Origin of the sequence: Buttiauxella sp. B2 (genome assembly GCF_006376615.1) — a bacterium.
Lineage (GTDB): Bacteria > Pseudomonadota > Gammaproteobacteria > Enterobacterales > Enterobacteriaceae > Buttiauxella.
On the sequence record NZ_VEXQ01000007.1, the window covers coordinates 120,098 to 134,835 of the forward strand.

13 protein-coding genes are annotated in these 14,738 nt (G+C 48.2%); 5 read left to right on the forward strand and 8 right to left on the reverse strand.

Annotated features, from left to right (window positions below; genetic code table 11):
• Window positions 1-16: 16 nt before the first annotated feature.
• A complete protein-coding gene (zntA, locus tag FH968_RS10565; RefSeq protein WP_139879166.1) occupies window positions 17-2,224 on the forward strand; it encodes a Zn(II)/Cd(II)/Pb(II) translocating P-type ATPase ZntA in 2,208 nt (735 codons plus the stop codon).
• 49 nt (window positions 2,225-2,273) lie between these two features.
• Here zntA and FH968_RS10570 read toward each other — a convergent pair whose 3' ends face one another.
• The 4 genes from FH968_RS10570 to tusA form a co-directional block, all read right to left on the reverse strand.
• Window positions 2,274-3,563 carry a TRAP transporter large permease gene (locus FH968_RS10570; protein WP_139879168.1) on the reverse strand — a complete coding sequence of 430 codons (1,290 nt, stop codon included), beginning with the start codon at window positions 3,561-3,563 and terminating at the stop codon, window positions 2,274-2,276.
• Between the two features lie 14 nt (window positions 3,564-3,577).
• The gene (locus tag FH968_RS10575; protein WP_139879170.1) at window positions 3,578-4,087 is read right to left on the reverse strand and encodes a TRAP transporter small permease; all 510 of its coding nucleotides are present in this window, start codon (window positions 4,085-4,087) and stop codon (window positions 3,578-3,580) included.
• A 31-nt stretch (window positions 4,088-4,118) separates the two neighbouring features.
• Window positions 4,119-5,102, reverse strand: a complete 984-nt coding sequence (locus FH968_RS10580; protein ID WP_139879173.1) for a TRAP transporter substrate-binding protein — start codon at window positions 5,100-5,102, stop codon at window positions 4,119-4,121.
• A 200-nt stretch (window positions 5,103-5,302) separates the two neighbouring features.
• The gene (tusA, locus tag FH968_RS10585) at window positions 5,303-5,548 is read right to left on the reverse strand and encodes a sulfurtransferase TusA (protein WP_064514924.1); all 246 of its coding nucleotides are present in this window, start codon (window positions 5,546-5,548) and stop codon (window positions 5,303-5,305) included.
• 199 nt (window positions 5,549-5,747) lie between these two features.
• Between tusA and FH968_RS10590 the strand changes: the two genes are divergently transcribed.
• Window positions 5,748-6,413 (forward strand): 7-cyano-7-deazaguanine/7-aminomethyl-7-deazaguanine transporter, encoded by a 666-nt coding sequence (locus FH968_RS10590; protein ID WP_139879175.1) that lies wholly within the window; start codon window positions 5,748-5,750, stop codon window positions 6,411-6,413.
• Between the two features lie 72 nt (window positions 6,414-6,485).
• Window positions 6,486-7,040, forward strand: coding sequence for a DcrB family lipoprotein (locus tag FH968_RS10595; RefSeq protein WP_139879177.1), 555 nt, complete (start codon window positions 6,486-6,488; stop codon window positions 7,038-7,040).
• Here FH968_RS10595 and FH968_RS10600 read toward each other — a convergent pair whose 3' ends face one another.
• Window positions 7,041-8,264 (reverse strand): MFS transporter, encoded by a 1,224-nt coding sequence (locus tag FH968_RS10600; protein WP_139879179.1) that lies wholly within the window; start codon window positions 8,262-8,264, stop codon window positions 7,041-7,043.
• Between the two features lie 142 nt (window positions 8,265-8,406).
• Here FH968_RS10600 and FH968_RS10605 point away from each other — a divergent pair, with 142 nt between their 5' ends.
• The gene (locus tag FH968_RS10605; RefSeq protein ID WP_139879181.1) at window positions 8,407-9,456 is read left to right on the forward strand and encodes an AI-2E family transporter; all 1,050 of its coding nucleotides are present in this window, start codon (window positions 8,407-8,409) and stop codon (window positions 9,454-9,456) included.
• Between the two features lie 66 nt (window positions 9,457-9,522).
• Entirely contained in the window at window positions 9,523-10,920 is a 1,398-nt protein-coding gene (locus FH968_RS10610; RefSeq protein WP_139879183.1) for a Xaa-Pro peptidase family protein, read from the forward strand.
• A 42-nt stretch (window positions 10,921-10,962) separates the two neighbouring features.
• On the opposite strand, the gene FH968_RS10615 is transcribed toward FH968_RS10610, so the two are convergent.
• From FH968_RS10615 to FH968_RS10625, 3 genes are read right to left on the reverse strand one after another with little or no spacing between them, the layout of a single operon-like run.
• Window positions 10,963-11,310: a hypothetical protein gene (locus FH968_RS10615; protein ID WP_139879185.1), complete on the reverse strand. Its 348-nt coding sequence runs from the start codon at window positions 11,308-11,310 to the stop codon at window positions 10,963-10,965.
• Window positions 11,311-11,326: 16 nt separating this feature from the next.
• The gene (locus FH968_RS10620; protein ID WP_139879187.1) at window positions 11,327-12,280 is read right to left on the reverse strand and encodes a fimbrial protein; all 954 of its coding nucleotides are present in this window, start codon (window positions 12,278-12,280) and stop codon (window positions 11,327-11,329) included.
• The gene (locus tag FH968_RS10625; RefSeq protein ID WP_139879189.1) at window positions 12,271-14,724 is read right to left on the reverse strand and encodes a fimbria/pilus outer membrane usher protein; all 2,454 of its coding nucleotides are present in this window, start codon (window positions 14,722-14,724) and stop codon (window positions 12,271-12,273) included. Before FH968_RS10625 ends, FH968_RS10620 begins: the two co-directional genes overlap by 10 nt.
• Window positions 14,725-14,738: the final 14 nt, after the last annotated feature.

Here is a 14,738-nt window from a genome sequence, read left to right on the forward strand (position 1 = left end):
TTACCCCGGAGGGCGCATGCTCAACTCCCCAAAATCACCTCAGTTTGCTAAAGCCAAACTAAGCCCGTTGCCAGCCAAGGCTGGCTCCTGTCGCAGTAATGATTGTTGTCGTGATGACGTTTTAACGCCTGAAACTGAAAGCATTCCGGATACCGGTGAGCGCTATAGCTGGCTGATAGACGGTATGGATTGCGCAGCCTGCGCACGCAAAGTCGAAAATGCAGTGAAACAAGTTGCTGATGTGCAACGTGTTCAGGTGCTGTTCACCACACAAAAACTTCTGGTCACTGCCAGTAACGATATTCGCCTGGACGTTGAAAAAGCCGTTAAAGCTGCCGGATATAATCTGAGAAGCAGTACGGCTCCGGCCCCAAAAACTTCCAGCCTAAGTGAAAACTTACCGCTCATTTTACTGATAATAATGATGGCCCTGAGCTGGGGTCTTGAGCAATTTAACCATCCATTTGGCAACTTGGCGTTTATCGCCACCACGCTGGTTGGCCTGTGGCCCATAGCCCGTCAGGCCGTTCGTTTGATGCGCAGCGGTAACTGGTTTGCCATCGAAACGTTGATGAGCGTGGCGGCAATTGGCGCACTGTTTATCGGTGCAACAGCCGAAGCCGCGATGGTGCTGTTGCTGTTCTTAATTGGCGAGCGGCTAGAATCTTACGCAGCTAATCGTGCCCGCCGCAGCGTAAGTGCATTGATGGCACTGAAACCTGAAGTTGCTACACGCATTCGTAATGGCGAACGCGAATCCATCGCCCTTTCTGACTTACGCCCAGGCGACGTTATAGAAGTCGCTGCCGGTGGGCGTTTACCCGCAGATGGCCGATTGTTAACGCCTTTCGCCAGCTTCGATGAAAGTGCATTAACCGGCGAGTCCATTCCGGTCGAACGCCAGCAGGATGAAAAAGTTCCGGCGGGAAGTACCAGCGTCGACAGACTGGTCCAGCTTGAGGTGATTTCAGAACCCGGCGACAGCGCTATAGACCGCATTCTGCGTTTAATCGAAGAAGCAGATGAACGCCGTGCACCGATTGAACGCTTTATCGACCGTTTCAGCCAGATTTATACGCCGATTATTATGGCCATTGCACTGCTCGCGGCGGTTGTTCCTCCGCTTTTATTCGGGCAAAGCTGGAGCGAATGGATTTATAAAGGATTGGCGCTATTACTGATTGGTTGTCCGTGTGCACTGGTGATTTCTACCCCAGCGGCAATTACATCGGGGCTTGCTGCGGCGGCGCGACGTGGCGCTTTGATTAAAGGTGGCGCAGCACTCGAACGCCTTGGAAAAATTCAGCACATCGCTTTTGATAAAACCGGCACATTAACCGCAGGCAAACCGCAGGTTACGGCCATTGAATTCAATAATGAGCTTAATGAAAATGCACTGCTGGCACTGGCCGCAGCCGCTGAAATAGGCTCTTCACACCCACTAGCACAAGCAATTGTACGTGAAGCTCAGACCCGAGAACTGACATTACCCACCACCAGCGCACATCGGGCACTGGCAGGTATCGGAGTGGAAGCGACAATAAACGACGAAACGCTGCTATTGAGCGCGCCTGGCAAACTTGCGGATAACGTACTGGATGCAACCTGGCAGCAGCGTATCACCAAGCTAGAAGCCGAAGGCCAAACAGTCATTGCGGTTGTGCTGCAAGGTCAGTTGCTCGGCGTTATTGCTCTGCGAGATACCTTGCGCAGCGATGCAAAAATGGCGGTTGTGGCACTGAAAAATATCGGTGTTCAAAGCGTGATGTTAACTGGCGACAACCCACGGGCGGCGGCGGCTATCGCCCAAGAATTGGGAATGGATTATCGAGCCAGCTTGCTTCCTGGCGACAAAGTTAACGCTGTGAACGAACTCAACGCTGGCGCTCCACTTGCGATGGTGGGTGATGGCATCAACGATGCACCAGCGATGAAAGCAGCAACTATCGGTATCGCCATGGGAAGTGGCACTGATGTCGCGCTCGAAACCGCAGATGCCGCGCTGACGCACAACCGCCTGACAGAACTTGCCAGCATGATAGGCCTGGCGCGCGCCACGCATAATAATATTCGCCAGAACATTACTATCGCATTAGGTTTGAAGGGGATATTTCTAATAACTACGTTGCTTGGTATCACCGGTTTGTGGCTTGCGGTATTAGCCGATTCTGGCGCGACAGCATTGGTCACGGCAAATGCTTTGCGATTGCTGAAAAGAGAATAAATATTTACTCTGCCCATCCTTACTTTTCGGCAAGGATGGGTCAAACGGATTAACTCGTCATACCCAGAATATGTGGCAGCCACAGCGAAACGGCCGGAATGTAGGTCACCATTGCCAGCACCACCAGCAACATGGCGTAGAACGGTAGCATAGCGCGAACCACCACTTCGATTTTCTGCTTACTGACTGCACTGGCGACAAACAGCACCGAACCTACCGGAGGGGTAATCAAACCAATACCGAGGTTCACCATCATGATCATGCCGAAATGAACCGGATCGATGCCCAGCGAATTGGTCACCGGCAGCAGTACCGGCGTCAGGATCAAAATGATCGGTGCCATGTCCATCAGAGTGCCAATCAGCAGTAACATAACGTTCAGGTACATCAGGATCACGTACTTGTTGTCTGACAGCGAAGTGAAGAACTCGGTGATACGCGACGGCAATTGCATGTATGTCATTACTGCGCCAAACGCCGCCGCAAAACCAATTAAAATCATTACGATAGAAACAGTTTTTACAGTGCGGAACATCAGCTTCGGCAATTCATTCCACTTGTAGTCACGGTAGATAAACATGGTGACGAAGAACGCCCAAACGCAAGCCACGGCCGCAGATTCCGTCGCGGTAAACACGCCGGTAAGAATCCCACCGAGAATAATAACCACCGTCATTAAACCCCAAAGCGCATCGAAGAAAATTTTGACCGCTTGTTTGAAGGGAATGCGTTCTCCTTTCGGATAGCCACGTTTATGAGCAAATGCCAGACACATCACCATCAAACTGAAGCCCAGCAAAAGACCGGGCAATACTCCGGCAATAAACAGTGTTGCGATAGAAACGCTGCCGCCTGCCGCTAACGAGTAAATCACTGAGTTATGGCTTGGTGGGATCAAAATCGCCTGCACAGATCCACTGGCTGTAACCGCCGCTGCGTACTCACGTGGATAGCCCTTTTTCTCCATTTCGGGGATCATCACGCTACCGATTGATGCCGTATCCGCGACCGACGATCCTGAAATCGCACCGAAGAACGTGGACGCCACAATATTGACCAGCGACAAGCCGCCGCGAATAAACCCGACAAAGATATAGGCAAAATTAACCAGGCGACGGGCGATACCGCCTTCCGCCATGATGGCCCCAGCCAGGATGAAGAATGGAATCGCCAGCAAGGTGAATTTGTTCACCCCACTGGTAATTTGAATCATGATCGCTTCCAGCGGCAAATCTATCCATAGCGCGCCCACAATTGCGCTAAGCCCAACGGCAAAAGCCACAGGCATGCCCACCGCGAGCAACACCGCAAGTGTTGCTAATAAAATAAATGCGTCCATGTTATCCCCTGGTCTTAACCGTGATTACCAAGCAGCACTATTGGGCGGTTCTCTTGGGAGCCAAACAGCAATCGCTCAACAACAAACAGGATCAATAAAATCGAGCCTACAGGCAGCGGAAGATAGGTTTGGCCGGAAGTGAGAATGGGGAATTCGGCAACGGGCTGTTCCCATAAATCGGCGCACAAGTAGAAGCTGTAATAAAACATCACTGCCGAAATGAGCAGCATTAGCAGGTCGACGATACGTGCACAGACCCTCTGCCACGCAAGCGGCAGACGGTCTGTCAACATGTTCACAGCGATGTGTGAACCGGCGCGGTAACTCACCGCCGCGCCGATGAACGTGAAGGTCACCATGCAGATTATCGCCACCGGTTCCGGCCAGGATTCTCCACGGTTAAGGACATAGCGCGAGAAAATCCCAATCGGAATAATGATTGTCATCACCAATAAAGACAGCCCTGCAACAATCATCGCCAGCAAATAAGCTTTATCCATCAATTCTGAATAGCGTTGGGACATATGCCCTCCACGAAAGCGTTAGCAATAAAAATTACTGAACATCAGCAATGGCTTTCATCAGATCCTGATGCTTATCGCCATACTCTTTACGAACAGGTTCAGTCGCTTTCACAAACCAGGCTTTGTCGATTTCATGGAACTGAACGCCACCAGCTTTCATTTTTTCTAATGATTGAGTGTTATACGCATTCCACAATTGGCGTTGCTCCATTTGAGCGTCACGTGCCAGTTTCAGGATTTTTTGCTGTTGGTCAGGTGTTAGTTTGTCCCACTTCACTTTTGAATAAAGCAGCATTTCTGGCGTGATAAAGTGGCCACTCAGCGTGTAGTTTTTGGCAACCGGCATATAGTTTTGAGAAATAAACGTTGGCGGGTTATTTTCCGCACCATCAATCACTCCGGTTTGCATCCCGCTATACACTTCGCTCACACCCATTGCGACTGAGTTAGCACCCATGTCTTTAAGCGTGGCTAATGCCACAGGGCTCCCCTGAACGCGGATTTTCATTCCCTGGAGATCTTCCGGCTTTAAGACCGGTTTTTTAGTGATCAGGTTACGTGTGCCAGAGTCCATCCAGCCGAGGAACACCAGCCGAGATTTCGGATTATTGGTCAGCTTGTCACCAATCTGTTTACCCAGATCACCGTCGATCACTTTGTGCATATGATCTTCATCGCGGAAGACATACGGCAGAGTGAAGACTTCAACATCAGGGAGGATCGCAGCAACCGGAGCCATCGAAACACGGATCATATCGATTGCCCCCATCTGCGCTTGTTCAATCATCTGTTTTTCATCGCCCAATACGCCACTTGGGAAGACTTTAATTTCTAAATCACCGTTGGTTTCTTGCTTAAGTTTTTCACCCATGTGCTGCACGGCGACCACATTCGGATAGCCTTCCGGATGAACATCGGCTGCTTTAATCACTTGCGCGAAAGCAGATTGGGCAAACAGGACTGATGCAGTGGACAGACATAAACCAGCAAAAGCAGGTAGAAAGGTCTTCTTCATTATTGTGTCGCTCCAGCAGAGGTATCGATGTGAGGTAAGAAGTAAAACAATGTTTTATTTTGTAGGATAAAAACTAGTCTATGTGGAAAAAAGCGTGGGTGAAGCACTTCACAAAAAGCGACAAAAAATGAAATTGGGGTTCAACGGGGATGCAAAGAGGGTTCAGAAGCCCAAAGCGGGGAGCAAAGGGCTAGTACGGCTTACTGGCCTTTACGCAGCAAGTACTGGTAAGGCAATGATTCTACTTGCTTAGCAAGCAATTCATGTTCCATAAAAATGCAAAAACCGGGGATATCACGCGTCGTTGCGGGGTCGTCGGCAATCACCAACAACGTTTCACCAGCCTGCATATTGCGGACTGTTTTGCGTACCATCATTACGGGTTCCGGGCAGCGTAGGCCTAGAGCATCAAGCGTGTGGTCAGGATTAGAAAAAAGATCGGTCATCAGCGGTCTCGCATTTAACAAACCGCGATAGTTTACGCCGGGTAAATTATCACGCAAGTCACGTGAACGATTGCGCTAAAATTAACCATTGCAATGTGGGGTTAAAGCAGTATCATCGCCCCGTTTTAAAATACCAGGAGCGTATATTCCTGGAGCAATTTTGGGTTCCCTCACCCCATTCCAATAAAAAGGCTACAAAATGACGCAGTTCAATTCAACTGAGCGCACTAAAGCGCTGTTCTGGCTATCGCTATTCCATTTGCTGGTGATCACCTCCAGCAATTATCTGGTGCAACTACCGGTTTCGGTTTTTGGTTTCCACACCACCTGGGGCGCGTTTAGTTTTCCGTTTATCTTCCTGGCAACCGATCTGACAGTACGCATTTTTGGCGCGCCTTTGGCACGACGAATTATTTTTGCCGTGATGCTGCCCGCCCTGATCATCTCCTACGCCATCTCTGCGCTATTTTATATGGGCACCTGGCAAGGATTCGATGCGCTGTTGCACTTCAACCTGTTTGTGGCTCGTATCGCTATCGCCAGTTTCATGGCTTACGCTCTCGGGCAGATTCTGGATGTGCGTGTATTTAACCGCCTGCGCCAGAGCCGCTACTGGTGGCTGGCACCAACGGCATCTACGCTGTTTGGAAACATCAGCGACACGCTGTCATTCTTCTTTATCGCTTTCTGGCGCAGCCCAGATGCTTTTATGGCACAGCATTGGGTCGAAATCGCCATCGTGGATTACTGCTTCAAAGTGCTTATCAGCATCGTATTCTTCTTGCCGATGTACGGCGTTCTACTGAATATGTTGTTGAAACGGCTGGCAGATAAATCTGAAAGCTCGGCGTTACAGCCAGGTTGACGGTGGTTGAATTATCTTGTGATAAGATGCTGAGATCGGCCGCAAAGGCTTACTAATGTAAAGGAAGAAGTCATGGGTAACCTGGTAAAATATGTCGGTATCGGCCTGCTGGTATTAGGCCTGGCCGCTTGCGATAACAACGACAGCAAAACAGCTACCACACCAGCGGCGGAAAGTAGCTCAGCCAGCCAGCCGGTAAGCTTGCTGGACGGAAAAATCAGCTTTGCACTGCCTGCCGATATGACCGACCAGAGCGGTAAATTAGGCACTCAGGCAAATAACATGCACGTTTATTCTGATGCTACCGGCCAGAAAGCAGTGATTGTGATTGTGGGTGAAAACACCCCAGAAGATCTGGCAGCATTAGCAAAACGTCTTGAAGATCAGCAGCGTATTCGTGACCCACAATTGCAAGTTGTCACTAACAAAGCTGTTGAGATTAAAGGCCATACACTTCAACAGCTAGACAGCATTATCTCGGCAAAAGGCCAGACAGCTTACTCATCTGTTATCTTGGGTAAAGTGGATGACCAACTGCTCACCATGCAGATAACACTGCCTGCGGATAATCAGCAACAGGCGCAAACTGCCGCTGAGAACATCATTAATACCATCACCATCAAGTAACTATTGATGTGATGATGACACGGCCCCCGGTTGCTCAACCGGGGGCCGTTTTTTTAGTAGCCACGCCATGATAAGCGCGATCCAAACCAGAACTGCCGCGGCAAGATAAATCACTGATACACCGGAGTAAGCCATCACTAACCCGGCTAACGGCCCAGTGACCCCCAATGATAAATCCATAAATACGGTATAGGTCGCCAACGCACTACCCTGGTTTTGCTGTGGCACCATTTTCACCGCCACCACGCCCAGTGCCGGGAACACAAGTGAGAAACCAGCGCCGGTCAGGAAAGTGCCTGCTTTTGCCATCCACGGTTCAACTGCAAAGCCGACTAACAGCAAACCTATAATCTCGACTGAGAAACAAATCATCGCCACGTTCAGGCCACCAAGTCGGTTAATACCGTTCGGGAAAAGTAAGCGAGTGCCCACAAACGCACAGCTAAAGAGTGTCAATGCGAAGGCCGCGCCATCCCAGCCTTTAGCGTCATAAAATAGCGTAATGAATGTTGCGATAACGCCAAAACCTGCGGATGCCAGCGCAAGTGCCATACCATAAGGCCAGACGCGGCCAAGAACAGCGCGAAACGGCAGCGGTTTGCCTTTACTGGCTTTCACCGCCGGACGAGGAAGTGCCAGTAGCACTGCTATCAATGCCACTGCCATAATAATTCCCGCTAATAATTTGAGCCCGCCCAAGTGATAGAACAGCACACCCAGCGGAGCGCCCATAGCCATCGCGCCATAAGTCACAATACCATTCCAGGAAATTACCCGCCCGATGTGCAGTGAACCCACCACACCCACTCCCCAAAGCGTTGAACCGGTGCCCGCAAAACTTTGCCCAATTCCCAAAATAACCCGCCCAAGGCAGAGTAAAACCAAACTCACCAGCGGCCAGGCACTACCGAAGGCGGCCAGCATGTAACTTGCGCCACTGAGGAAACAACCGCACAAGCCAAAGACAACGATTTTTTTCGGGCCAAGAATATCCGCATAGCGCCCCGCGTGAGGACGGCTTAATAGCGTGGCGAAATACTGAAGGCTAATCACTAGCCCCGCCCAAAACGCGCTGTATCCCATAACGTCGTGGACATAGCCCGGCAATACCGCGAGCGGCAGGCCAATCGTCATATAGCTGGCAAAATTGAACATCACTACGGAGACAATCTGTAGATTGAGACGGAAACTACTTATTGCGGGGACTGGTGTAAGGTCAGGCATAGTTATTCACTTATAAAACAGCGTTCCCAAGTATAAACAATTCGCAATCAGAATTTCAGCAACTGACTTTCAGACTTGCCCTGCGCATGAGAAATAAACGAGACGCTACACTAAGAAGATCCCTCGTACACAGGATCTTTTCATGGTTTATCCAGAACCCGATAAAGCCGGGCTACATATTCTTCTAAAACTTTCTGCGCTGGTGATTATTCTCGCCGGCATTCATGCTGCGGCGGATATTATCGTCCAGCTATTGTTGGCGGTCTTTTTTGCCATTGTGCTTAATCCACTGGTGACCTGGCTTATTCGTCGAGGGATAAACCGCCCGCTGGCAATCTCCATGGTCGTATTTGCAATGCTTATTGTGCTGACCATGCTGGTCGGCGTGCTGGCGGCATCGATGAGTGATTTCATCGATATGATGCCAAAATACAACAAGATGCTGACGAAAAAGGTGTACGACATCGAACAAATGCTGCCGTTTATGCATTTGCGATTATCACCAGAACGCATGTTGCAGCGAATGGATTCCGAAAAAGTCATGTCTTATGCCACCACGCTGATGACCGGACTTTCCGGCGCGATGGCCAGCATTCTGCTGTTGGTCATGACCGTGGTTTTTATGCTTTTCGAAGTGCGCCACGTTCCCTATAAACTACGTTTCGCCCTTGCCAACCCGAAAGTTCACATTGCTAGCCTGCACCGCGCACTCAAAGGCGTGACGCATTACCTGGCGTTAAAAACGCTAATTAGTTTGTGGACTGGCCTAATTATCTGGCTTGGGCTGGAACTATTAAACATACAGTTTGCGCTGATGTGGGGCGTGCTGGGTTTCTTGCTCAATTACATCCCCAATATCGGCTCGGTGATTTCTGCCATTCCCCCGATGATTCAAGCGTTTCTCTTCAACGGTACCTACGAAATGATTCTGGTCGGCGTACTGTTCCTGGCGGTGCATATGGTGCTGGGGAATATCGTGGAGCCACGAATGATGGGGCGCGGCCTTGGGATGTCGACGTTTGTGGTTTTCCTCTCCTTGCTGTTCTGGGGCTGGTTGCTCGGCCCGGTGGGTATGTTGCTTTCCGTCCCTCTCACCAGCGTGTGTAAAATTTTTATGGAAACCACAAAAGGCGGATCCAAACTAGCCGTTTTACTTGGCCCTGGGCGGCCCAAAACCAGGTTGCCGGGATAGGCTCAAGAATCACCAAGTGGTAAGTTAAGGTTCATCCTGGGAAAAAGAAAAAGGAGTTACAGACCCATGCCGCACCCCCATTCAACGATTACGCTTGCAACCATCAAACAGCCGGAAATTTACCCCGGCATCCCGAGCGTTGTATTAAATGACCAGACAATTCAGCAACGCCACAGCAAGATTTTGCAAGGAATGGCGCAGCAGAATCTTGATTCGTTAGTCGTCTACGCCGACAAAGAACATGGCGGAAATTTTGAATATTTGACTGGGTTTATCCCGCGATTTGAAGAAGGATTGCTGGTATTACATAAAAACGGCGAGGCGGTGCTGGTTCTCGGTAATGAAAACCTCAAACTCGCGCAGTATTCGAGAGTTTCGGCTAACGTGGTACACGCTCCCTGGTTTTCTCTGCCAAACCAGCCGATGGACACCACGCTTTCGTTAAGCGAAGTGCTGCAACAGGCCGGACTTAACGGGCAGCAGCGTGTCGGCGTTGCGGGCTGGAAGCTGTTCACGGGCAGCCACGATAACAACAAATCGCTATTTGATATCCCCACCTTTATCTTTCAGGCACTTCAAACGACACTCACGTCCACGTGTGAGCTACTCAATGCCACAGATCTGTTTATTTCACCCCGCGATGGCGCCCGTATCATCAATAACGCCAATGAAATCGCCCATTACGAATACGGCGCAAATCTGGCGTCAAGTGCAGCGCTGGCCGCGCTGAATGCGATTGAAGTGGGTAAAACAGAAAAAACAATTGCCGCATTGCTGGCAGCCGAAGGACAAGCCAATAACGTCGTCACTATTGCCGCCACGGGTGAACGCTTTGAAAATGCCAATTTGTATCCGTCGGATAAGCGCATTCAGGCAGGTGATAAATTCTCGTTAACCGTCAGCTACAAAGGCGGTTTATCCAGTCGAGCGGCGTATGTTGTTAATCAGGCCGATGAGCTACCTGATGAAGTAAAAGATTATCTCGACGTGGTCGCCATCCCCTATTATCGCGCCGTAGTTAGCTGGCTTGAGCATATACGTGTCGGTGTGAAAGGCCATGAAATATATGACCTTATTGAGCGTGTGCTGCCAAAAGCTGAATACCACTGGCATCTGAATCCCGGCCATTTGGTTGCCGATGAAGAGTGGCTGTGCTCCCCAGTTTATCCGGCATCAAATATACCTTTAGCCAGCGGAATGTTGCTGCAAATCGACATAATCCCCTCGCGCAAAGGTTACGCCGGAGCCAGTATCGAAGACACCATCGCGCTTGCCGATAAGTCTTTGCGCCTGCAATTAGCCACGCTTTACCCAGAGTTGTGGCAGCGTATTTGCACACGCAGGAAATACATCCATGACGTGCTCAATATTGAGTTACACGAGGATGTACTGCCTTTATCCAACACAGTGGGTTATTTACGGCCTTATCTATTGAATAAAGATTTGGCGTTGGTTTGCCAGTAACCCTGAAACTCCTGCACAGATGATATTTTCTGCGCAGGAATATTAAAAATCACGCGGGCATTCAATCTGGTGGGCAAGGTCTGGTGTCCAGTGATATTCAACCGCATATCCATCTGGGCCTTTTACTGAAATATGCAGCTGCGCAAACTCGCCTGACTGAAGGGTAAAGAAAAGCTGCGTCAGTGAATACGGATAACCTGCACGATAGGAAACAAACATTTTTTGCCGTGTTCGCTGAGAACCTCTTTGCGTATTAATGACTAATTCAATTATCATATGCCCAGAAATATCTCGTTCAAATAAAGCATGGGCCGTGAGATATTGATGGCCAAACTGATTGTTATACGACACCCATATCTGATCTTTGGTTTTAACAAGCATTGTATGCATAGTTTATCTCACTCATTTATTGATAATCAATATTGAAATACAAAGTAGCGTGGACTTTCCCAGGTCGCACATTTTCATCAATTTGATAATATTGTGAATAAAATCTAATGGAATATTTGTCCGACTGCGCGTTACGCAATTCAACCTTTTTCAATTCCTGAAAGTTAAGTGGGTTATTTTCATCGTCCAGCACCTGAACCCCAATCCCCGTAGCCGCAGAATGGCCAGTAGCAGAGTTTCTTAGTACCCCGTCAGAGCCTGATTGCCTGGCAAACTGGCCATTCCATTTCAAATAAACAGCAGAATTGATTTCATTAGTAGCAGTACAGGTTAAATGAATATCGAAGGGTTTTCTCCCGGCAACAGCCCCCAAGGATTTAAACCTATCTAGCAAGACACCAGGTAAAGTCACATTCCGTGTTTTATCACCATATATTTGGCAAGAGCGACTCTGAACCGTAACAAATCCAGAAGGAATATAAATATCCACCAGTGGCGAAGCCTGTAATAGGTTATTAATTTCAAAGTGCATCCCCTCTGAACTATTCCTGGAGGATATATCATTATCAACTTTAATCAGTTCCATAATTATTTTAGAACCTGATAATTCTGACAAACTTGCAGAAAATTTAGCAGGCCAGGTGATTTCTCGTCCACTTGAGGTGACCAATGTAAATTTTACCCCAACACCTTTGGCATTTGTTTGGTAAACACCCAAAGTGCTTACTTTCGATGCACCACCGGGAACATCGACACTAAATTGAATAATCTGGTCGCAATCTGCATTTTGGGGAGTATGGATCGCAAAAGAACTCTTTTTTAGTACGGCACCTGAAGACGAATTGTTCCTGCTCATCAATGTTTCTGGTGATACCGTAATTTTCTGCGTTTTTACACTACATGCCGCCTGAATATCAAAACCTACCGCCAGCAGCACTAACAGTGATAAACCTGCACGAATTAACGACATGTTACCTCCTGGCTTTCAATATCAACGATGCATGTTTCTTTTTCCGATGAAATACTGACTGTTGGCGATTGGGTTTGATCTATATAAAGAAGCCCTCCCTGGCCAACATAACCAATATGATTGTTTTCCTGATCTTTGATCATTGCCCCAAAAGGCAGTGTTTTCTGCTTAAGTAATTTAGGATGAATAATGGTCTGCTTATTTATCTTTGTTTCAAAAGCTACGTGAACCACATTCCCCTCAAACGGAACCACTTTCCTTTGTGTCTGCTGGAAATTTAATGCGCCGTCTGCACCTTTGGGGTTAATAACCACTTCGTTAACGCGCCATGCCCGTAACCATGGCATTACAGCGTAGCCATTTGAATCAAAACGAGTTCCAGGCGCACCTTCAAGCCGGGCGCCCTGAGCGTCTTCAGCGTAAACCAGTGCTACCGTGTCGCTACGTTCAGGTGAAAAAGTCACTCCACGACGGTGAGCAATCAATGAACCACTCAAGCCCGCACTGGCCTGGTGCCAGTCATTACCCTGGCTTAATGTCGTGCTCAGAGTGCTGTAAGGTGAACGATAAGAACCGTTCATTCCCCAGTCCATTTCTCCTCCACGGCCATAACCTGCGTTCATGCCTAACGTAGTATTATTTTCTTCATCCATCGAGGTTGAGAACCCGATACGTGTATTGCTGGCTTTGCCGTTGCTGCTATAACTGTCCGAATAGATTTGTGTATATCCAGAGTCTGAGCGAGGCAGGTAATAATTGAAGTTAAGAGCTATCTGATCATCTTTCATAACCTTGCCAATTTCATCTTCATTCCATAAGCGCTGTACTGAGAGGGTCCAGTTTAAGTTTCCCCAGCTATTACTGTAGCCGACAGAATATTGTCGATAGCTGTCCTGTTTTCCCCAGTATTTATTGATGGAACCAGAGACATTTAATGCCCCCCATTCTTCCAGGAGAGGTTGACTCAGGTTTAATGAATACGATTGTTTTTCACGTAATACCTTGTATTCCGTACCGTTGTCTTGTTGTTCAAAAGCATCACGCTGACCGTAATAATGCTGCGTATTGAATTTCCCTTCTAACCATAATGATGTCTGTGAAAAAGGTATCGTTCGGTTATAGGTTAAGCGATAACCTTGCCCGTGGTTTTCCTGAGCATCGAAATTAAAGCGTGACTGCGTAATATCGAGTGCAAATGCGCCAAAAAAGGTATTCAACCCTGAGCCAATCAAGACTGCCTGATAATGATCAAACCCCGTGGCTCCCGAATAAAGTGACACATAGTTATTTAACCCATATTGCCATGTCGCCTGGGCTGCAAAAGGGGCATCATCGCTATCTTGCTCATCTATTTTCCCGGCAGAAAGGTTATAGCGGCTCACTCCCGGCTTTAATAATTGCGGCACTGACGAATATGGAACAGAAAAGCGCCGAATACGGCCATCGGACTCCTGGATTGTGACGAGTAAATCAGCACCGGTATTTGCCGGTAAAATAGATTCGATAGAGAATGGCCCAGCAGGAACAGACGTTTGATGGATTATCCTTCCATCCTGTGTAACAGTGACTCGCGCATTTGTTTCAGCAATACCCCTGATGTTTGGTGCCCAGCTCAGTGTGTTATCGGGGTGCATTTGATCGTGTGATTCAAGCGATGCTCCCAAAATACTCAAACCGTCAAACAGCTTATTATCAGTATAAAACTGACCTGCGCTGAGCATAGACTTCCAACCAATCAGCGGTTTTTTTAACGTTGTTCTGTTACTCGAATAATGCTTTCCACTGTCGTTATTCCAGTCCAGGCTACCAAAATGTTCCAGCAACCAACCTGAAGCGGAAGCTCTGATATCAAGCCCAAGCCAGGCGCTGTCTGAACTAGTACGGTTATCACCTCGCTGTTGCATGGAATAGTAGTCGCCCATATAACCGAGATTGATTGCAGGAATACCTTTTTGCCATTGTTCAGGCTGAACATAATTACTGTCGGTATTATCAAGATAAGCCTGTGGAACGCTCATGCGTAACTCAAGCTGCCCGGCATTAAACGTTTCCACTGCATTACCATAAACGTCCCATTTATTAATTGTGCCGCAGTAATTTTTATCCTCTGCGAAGGTTTTATTCATCCGTATAGAATTAATCCCGATAGAATCGAGAAAGTAAGCAGAGTGACATGTTGCCAGGTCTCCACTTTTATCCTTGCTTAAGAGAATTTCATGGCGGCCACGCCAGTAATCATTAACATAAATATCAACACTGTAACTGCCTGGCGGTAGTGACTTTACATCAAAACTGCTGAGGTCGTTTCCTTGCGCATTACCCATCAGAATTGCATTATTAAATGTATAGCGCGTATCATCTTCTGCATATACTGACATAGGTAGTAACGATATATGAGCCAGAACTAAAAATGGAGTAACACTCGTTTTCTTATTAAAATCCATCTTGTTATTCCCTT

Excerpts from the sequence above, each read along its gene's own strand:
- FH968_RS10615 (WP_139879185.1), bottom strand. The coding sequence starts at position 11,310 with ATGCATACAATGCTTGTTAAAACCAAAGATCAGATATGGGTGTCGTAT.
- FH968_RS10590 (WP_139879175.1), top strand. The coding sequence starts at position 5,748 with ATGACGCAGTTCAATTCAACTGAGCGCACTAAAGCGCTGTTCTGGCTA.
- FH968_RS10605 (WP_139879181.1), top strand. The coding sequence starts at position 8,407 with ATGGTTTATCCAGAACCCGATAAAGCCGGGCTACATATTCTTCTAAAA.
- FH968_RS10570 (WP_139879168.1), bottom strand. The coding sequence starts at position 3,563 with ATGGACGCATTTATTTTATTAGCAACACTTGCGGTGTTGCTCGCGGTG.
- FH968_RS10580 (WP_139879173.1), bottom strand. The coding sequence starts at position 5,102 with ATGAAGAAGACCTTTCTACCTGCTTTTGCTGGTTTATGTCTGTCCACT.
- FH968_RS10625 (WP_139879189.1), bottom strand. The coding sequence starts at position 14,724 with ATGGATTTTAATAAGAAAACGAGTGTTACTCCATTTTTAGTTCTGGCT.
- FH968_RS10620 (WP_139879187.1), bottom strand. The coding sequence starts at position 12,280 with ATGTCGTTAATTCGTGCAGGTTTATCACTGTTAGTGCTGCTGGCGGTA.
- FH968_RS10575 (WP_139879170.1), bottom strand. The coding sequence starts at position 4,087 with ATGTCCCAACGCTATTCAGAATTGATGGATAAAGCTTATTTGCTGGCG.
- FH968_RS10600 (WP_139879179.1), bottom strand. The coding sequence starts at position 8,264 with ATGCCTGACCTTACACCAGTCCCCGCAATAAGTAGTTTCCGTCTCAAT.
- zntA (WP_139879166.1), top strand. The coding sequence starts at position 17 with ATGCTCAACTCCCCAAAATCACCTCAGTTTGCTAAAGCCAAACTAAGC.
- FH968_RS10595 (WP_139879177.1), top strand. The coding sequence starts at position 6,486 with ATGGGTAACCTGGTAAAATATGTCGGTATCGGCCTGCTGGTATTAGGC.
- tusA (WP_064514924.1), bottom strand. The coding sequence starts at position 5,548 with ATGACCGATCTTTTTTCTAATCCTGACCACACGCTTGATGCTCTAGGC.
- FH968_RS10610 (WP_139879183.1), top strand. The coding sequence starts at position 9,523 with ATGCCGCACCCCCATTCAACGATTACGCTTGCAACCATCAAACAGCCG.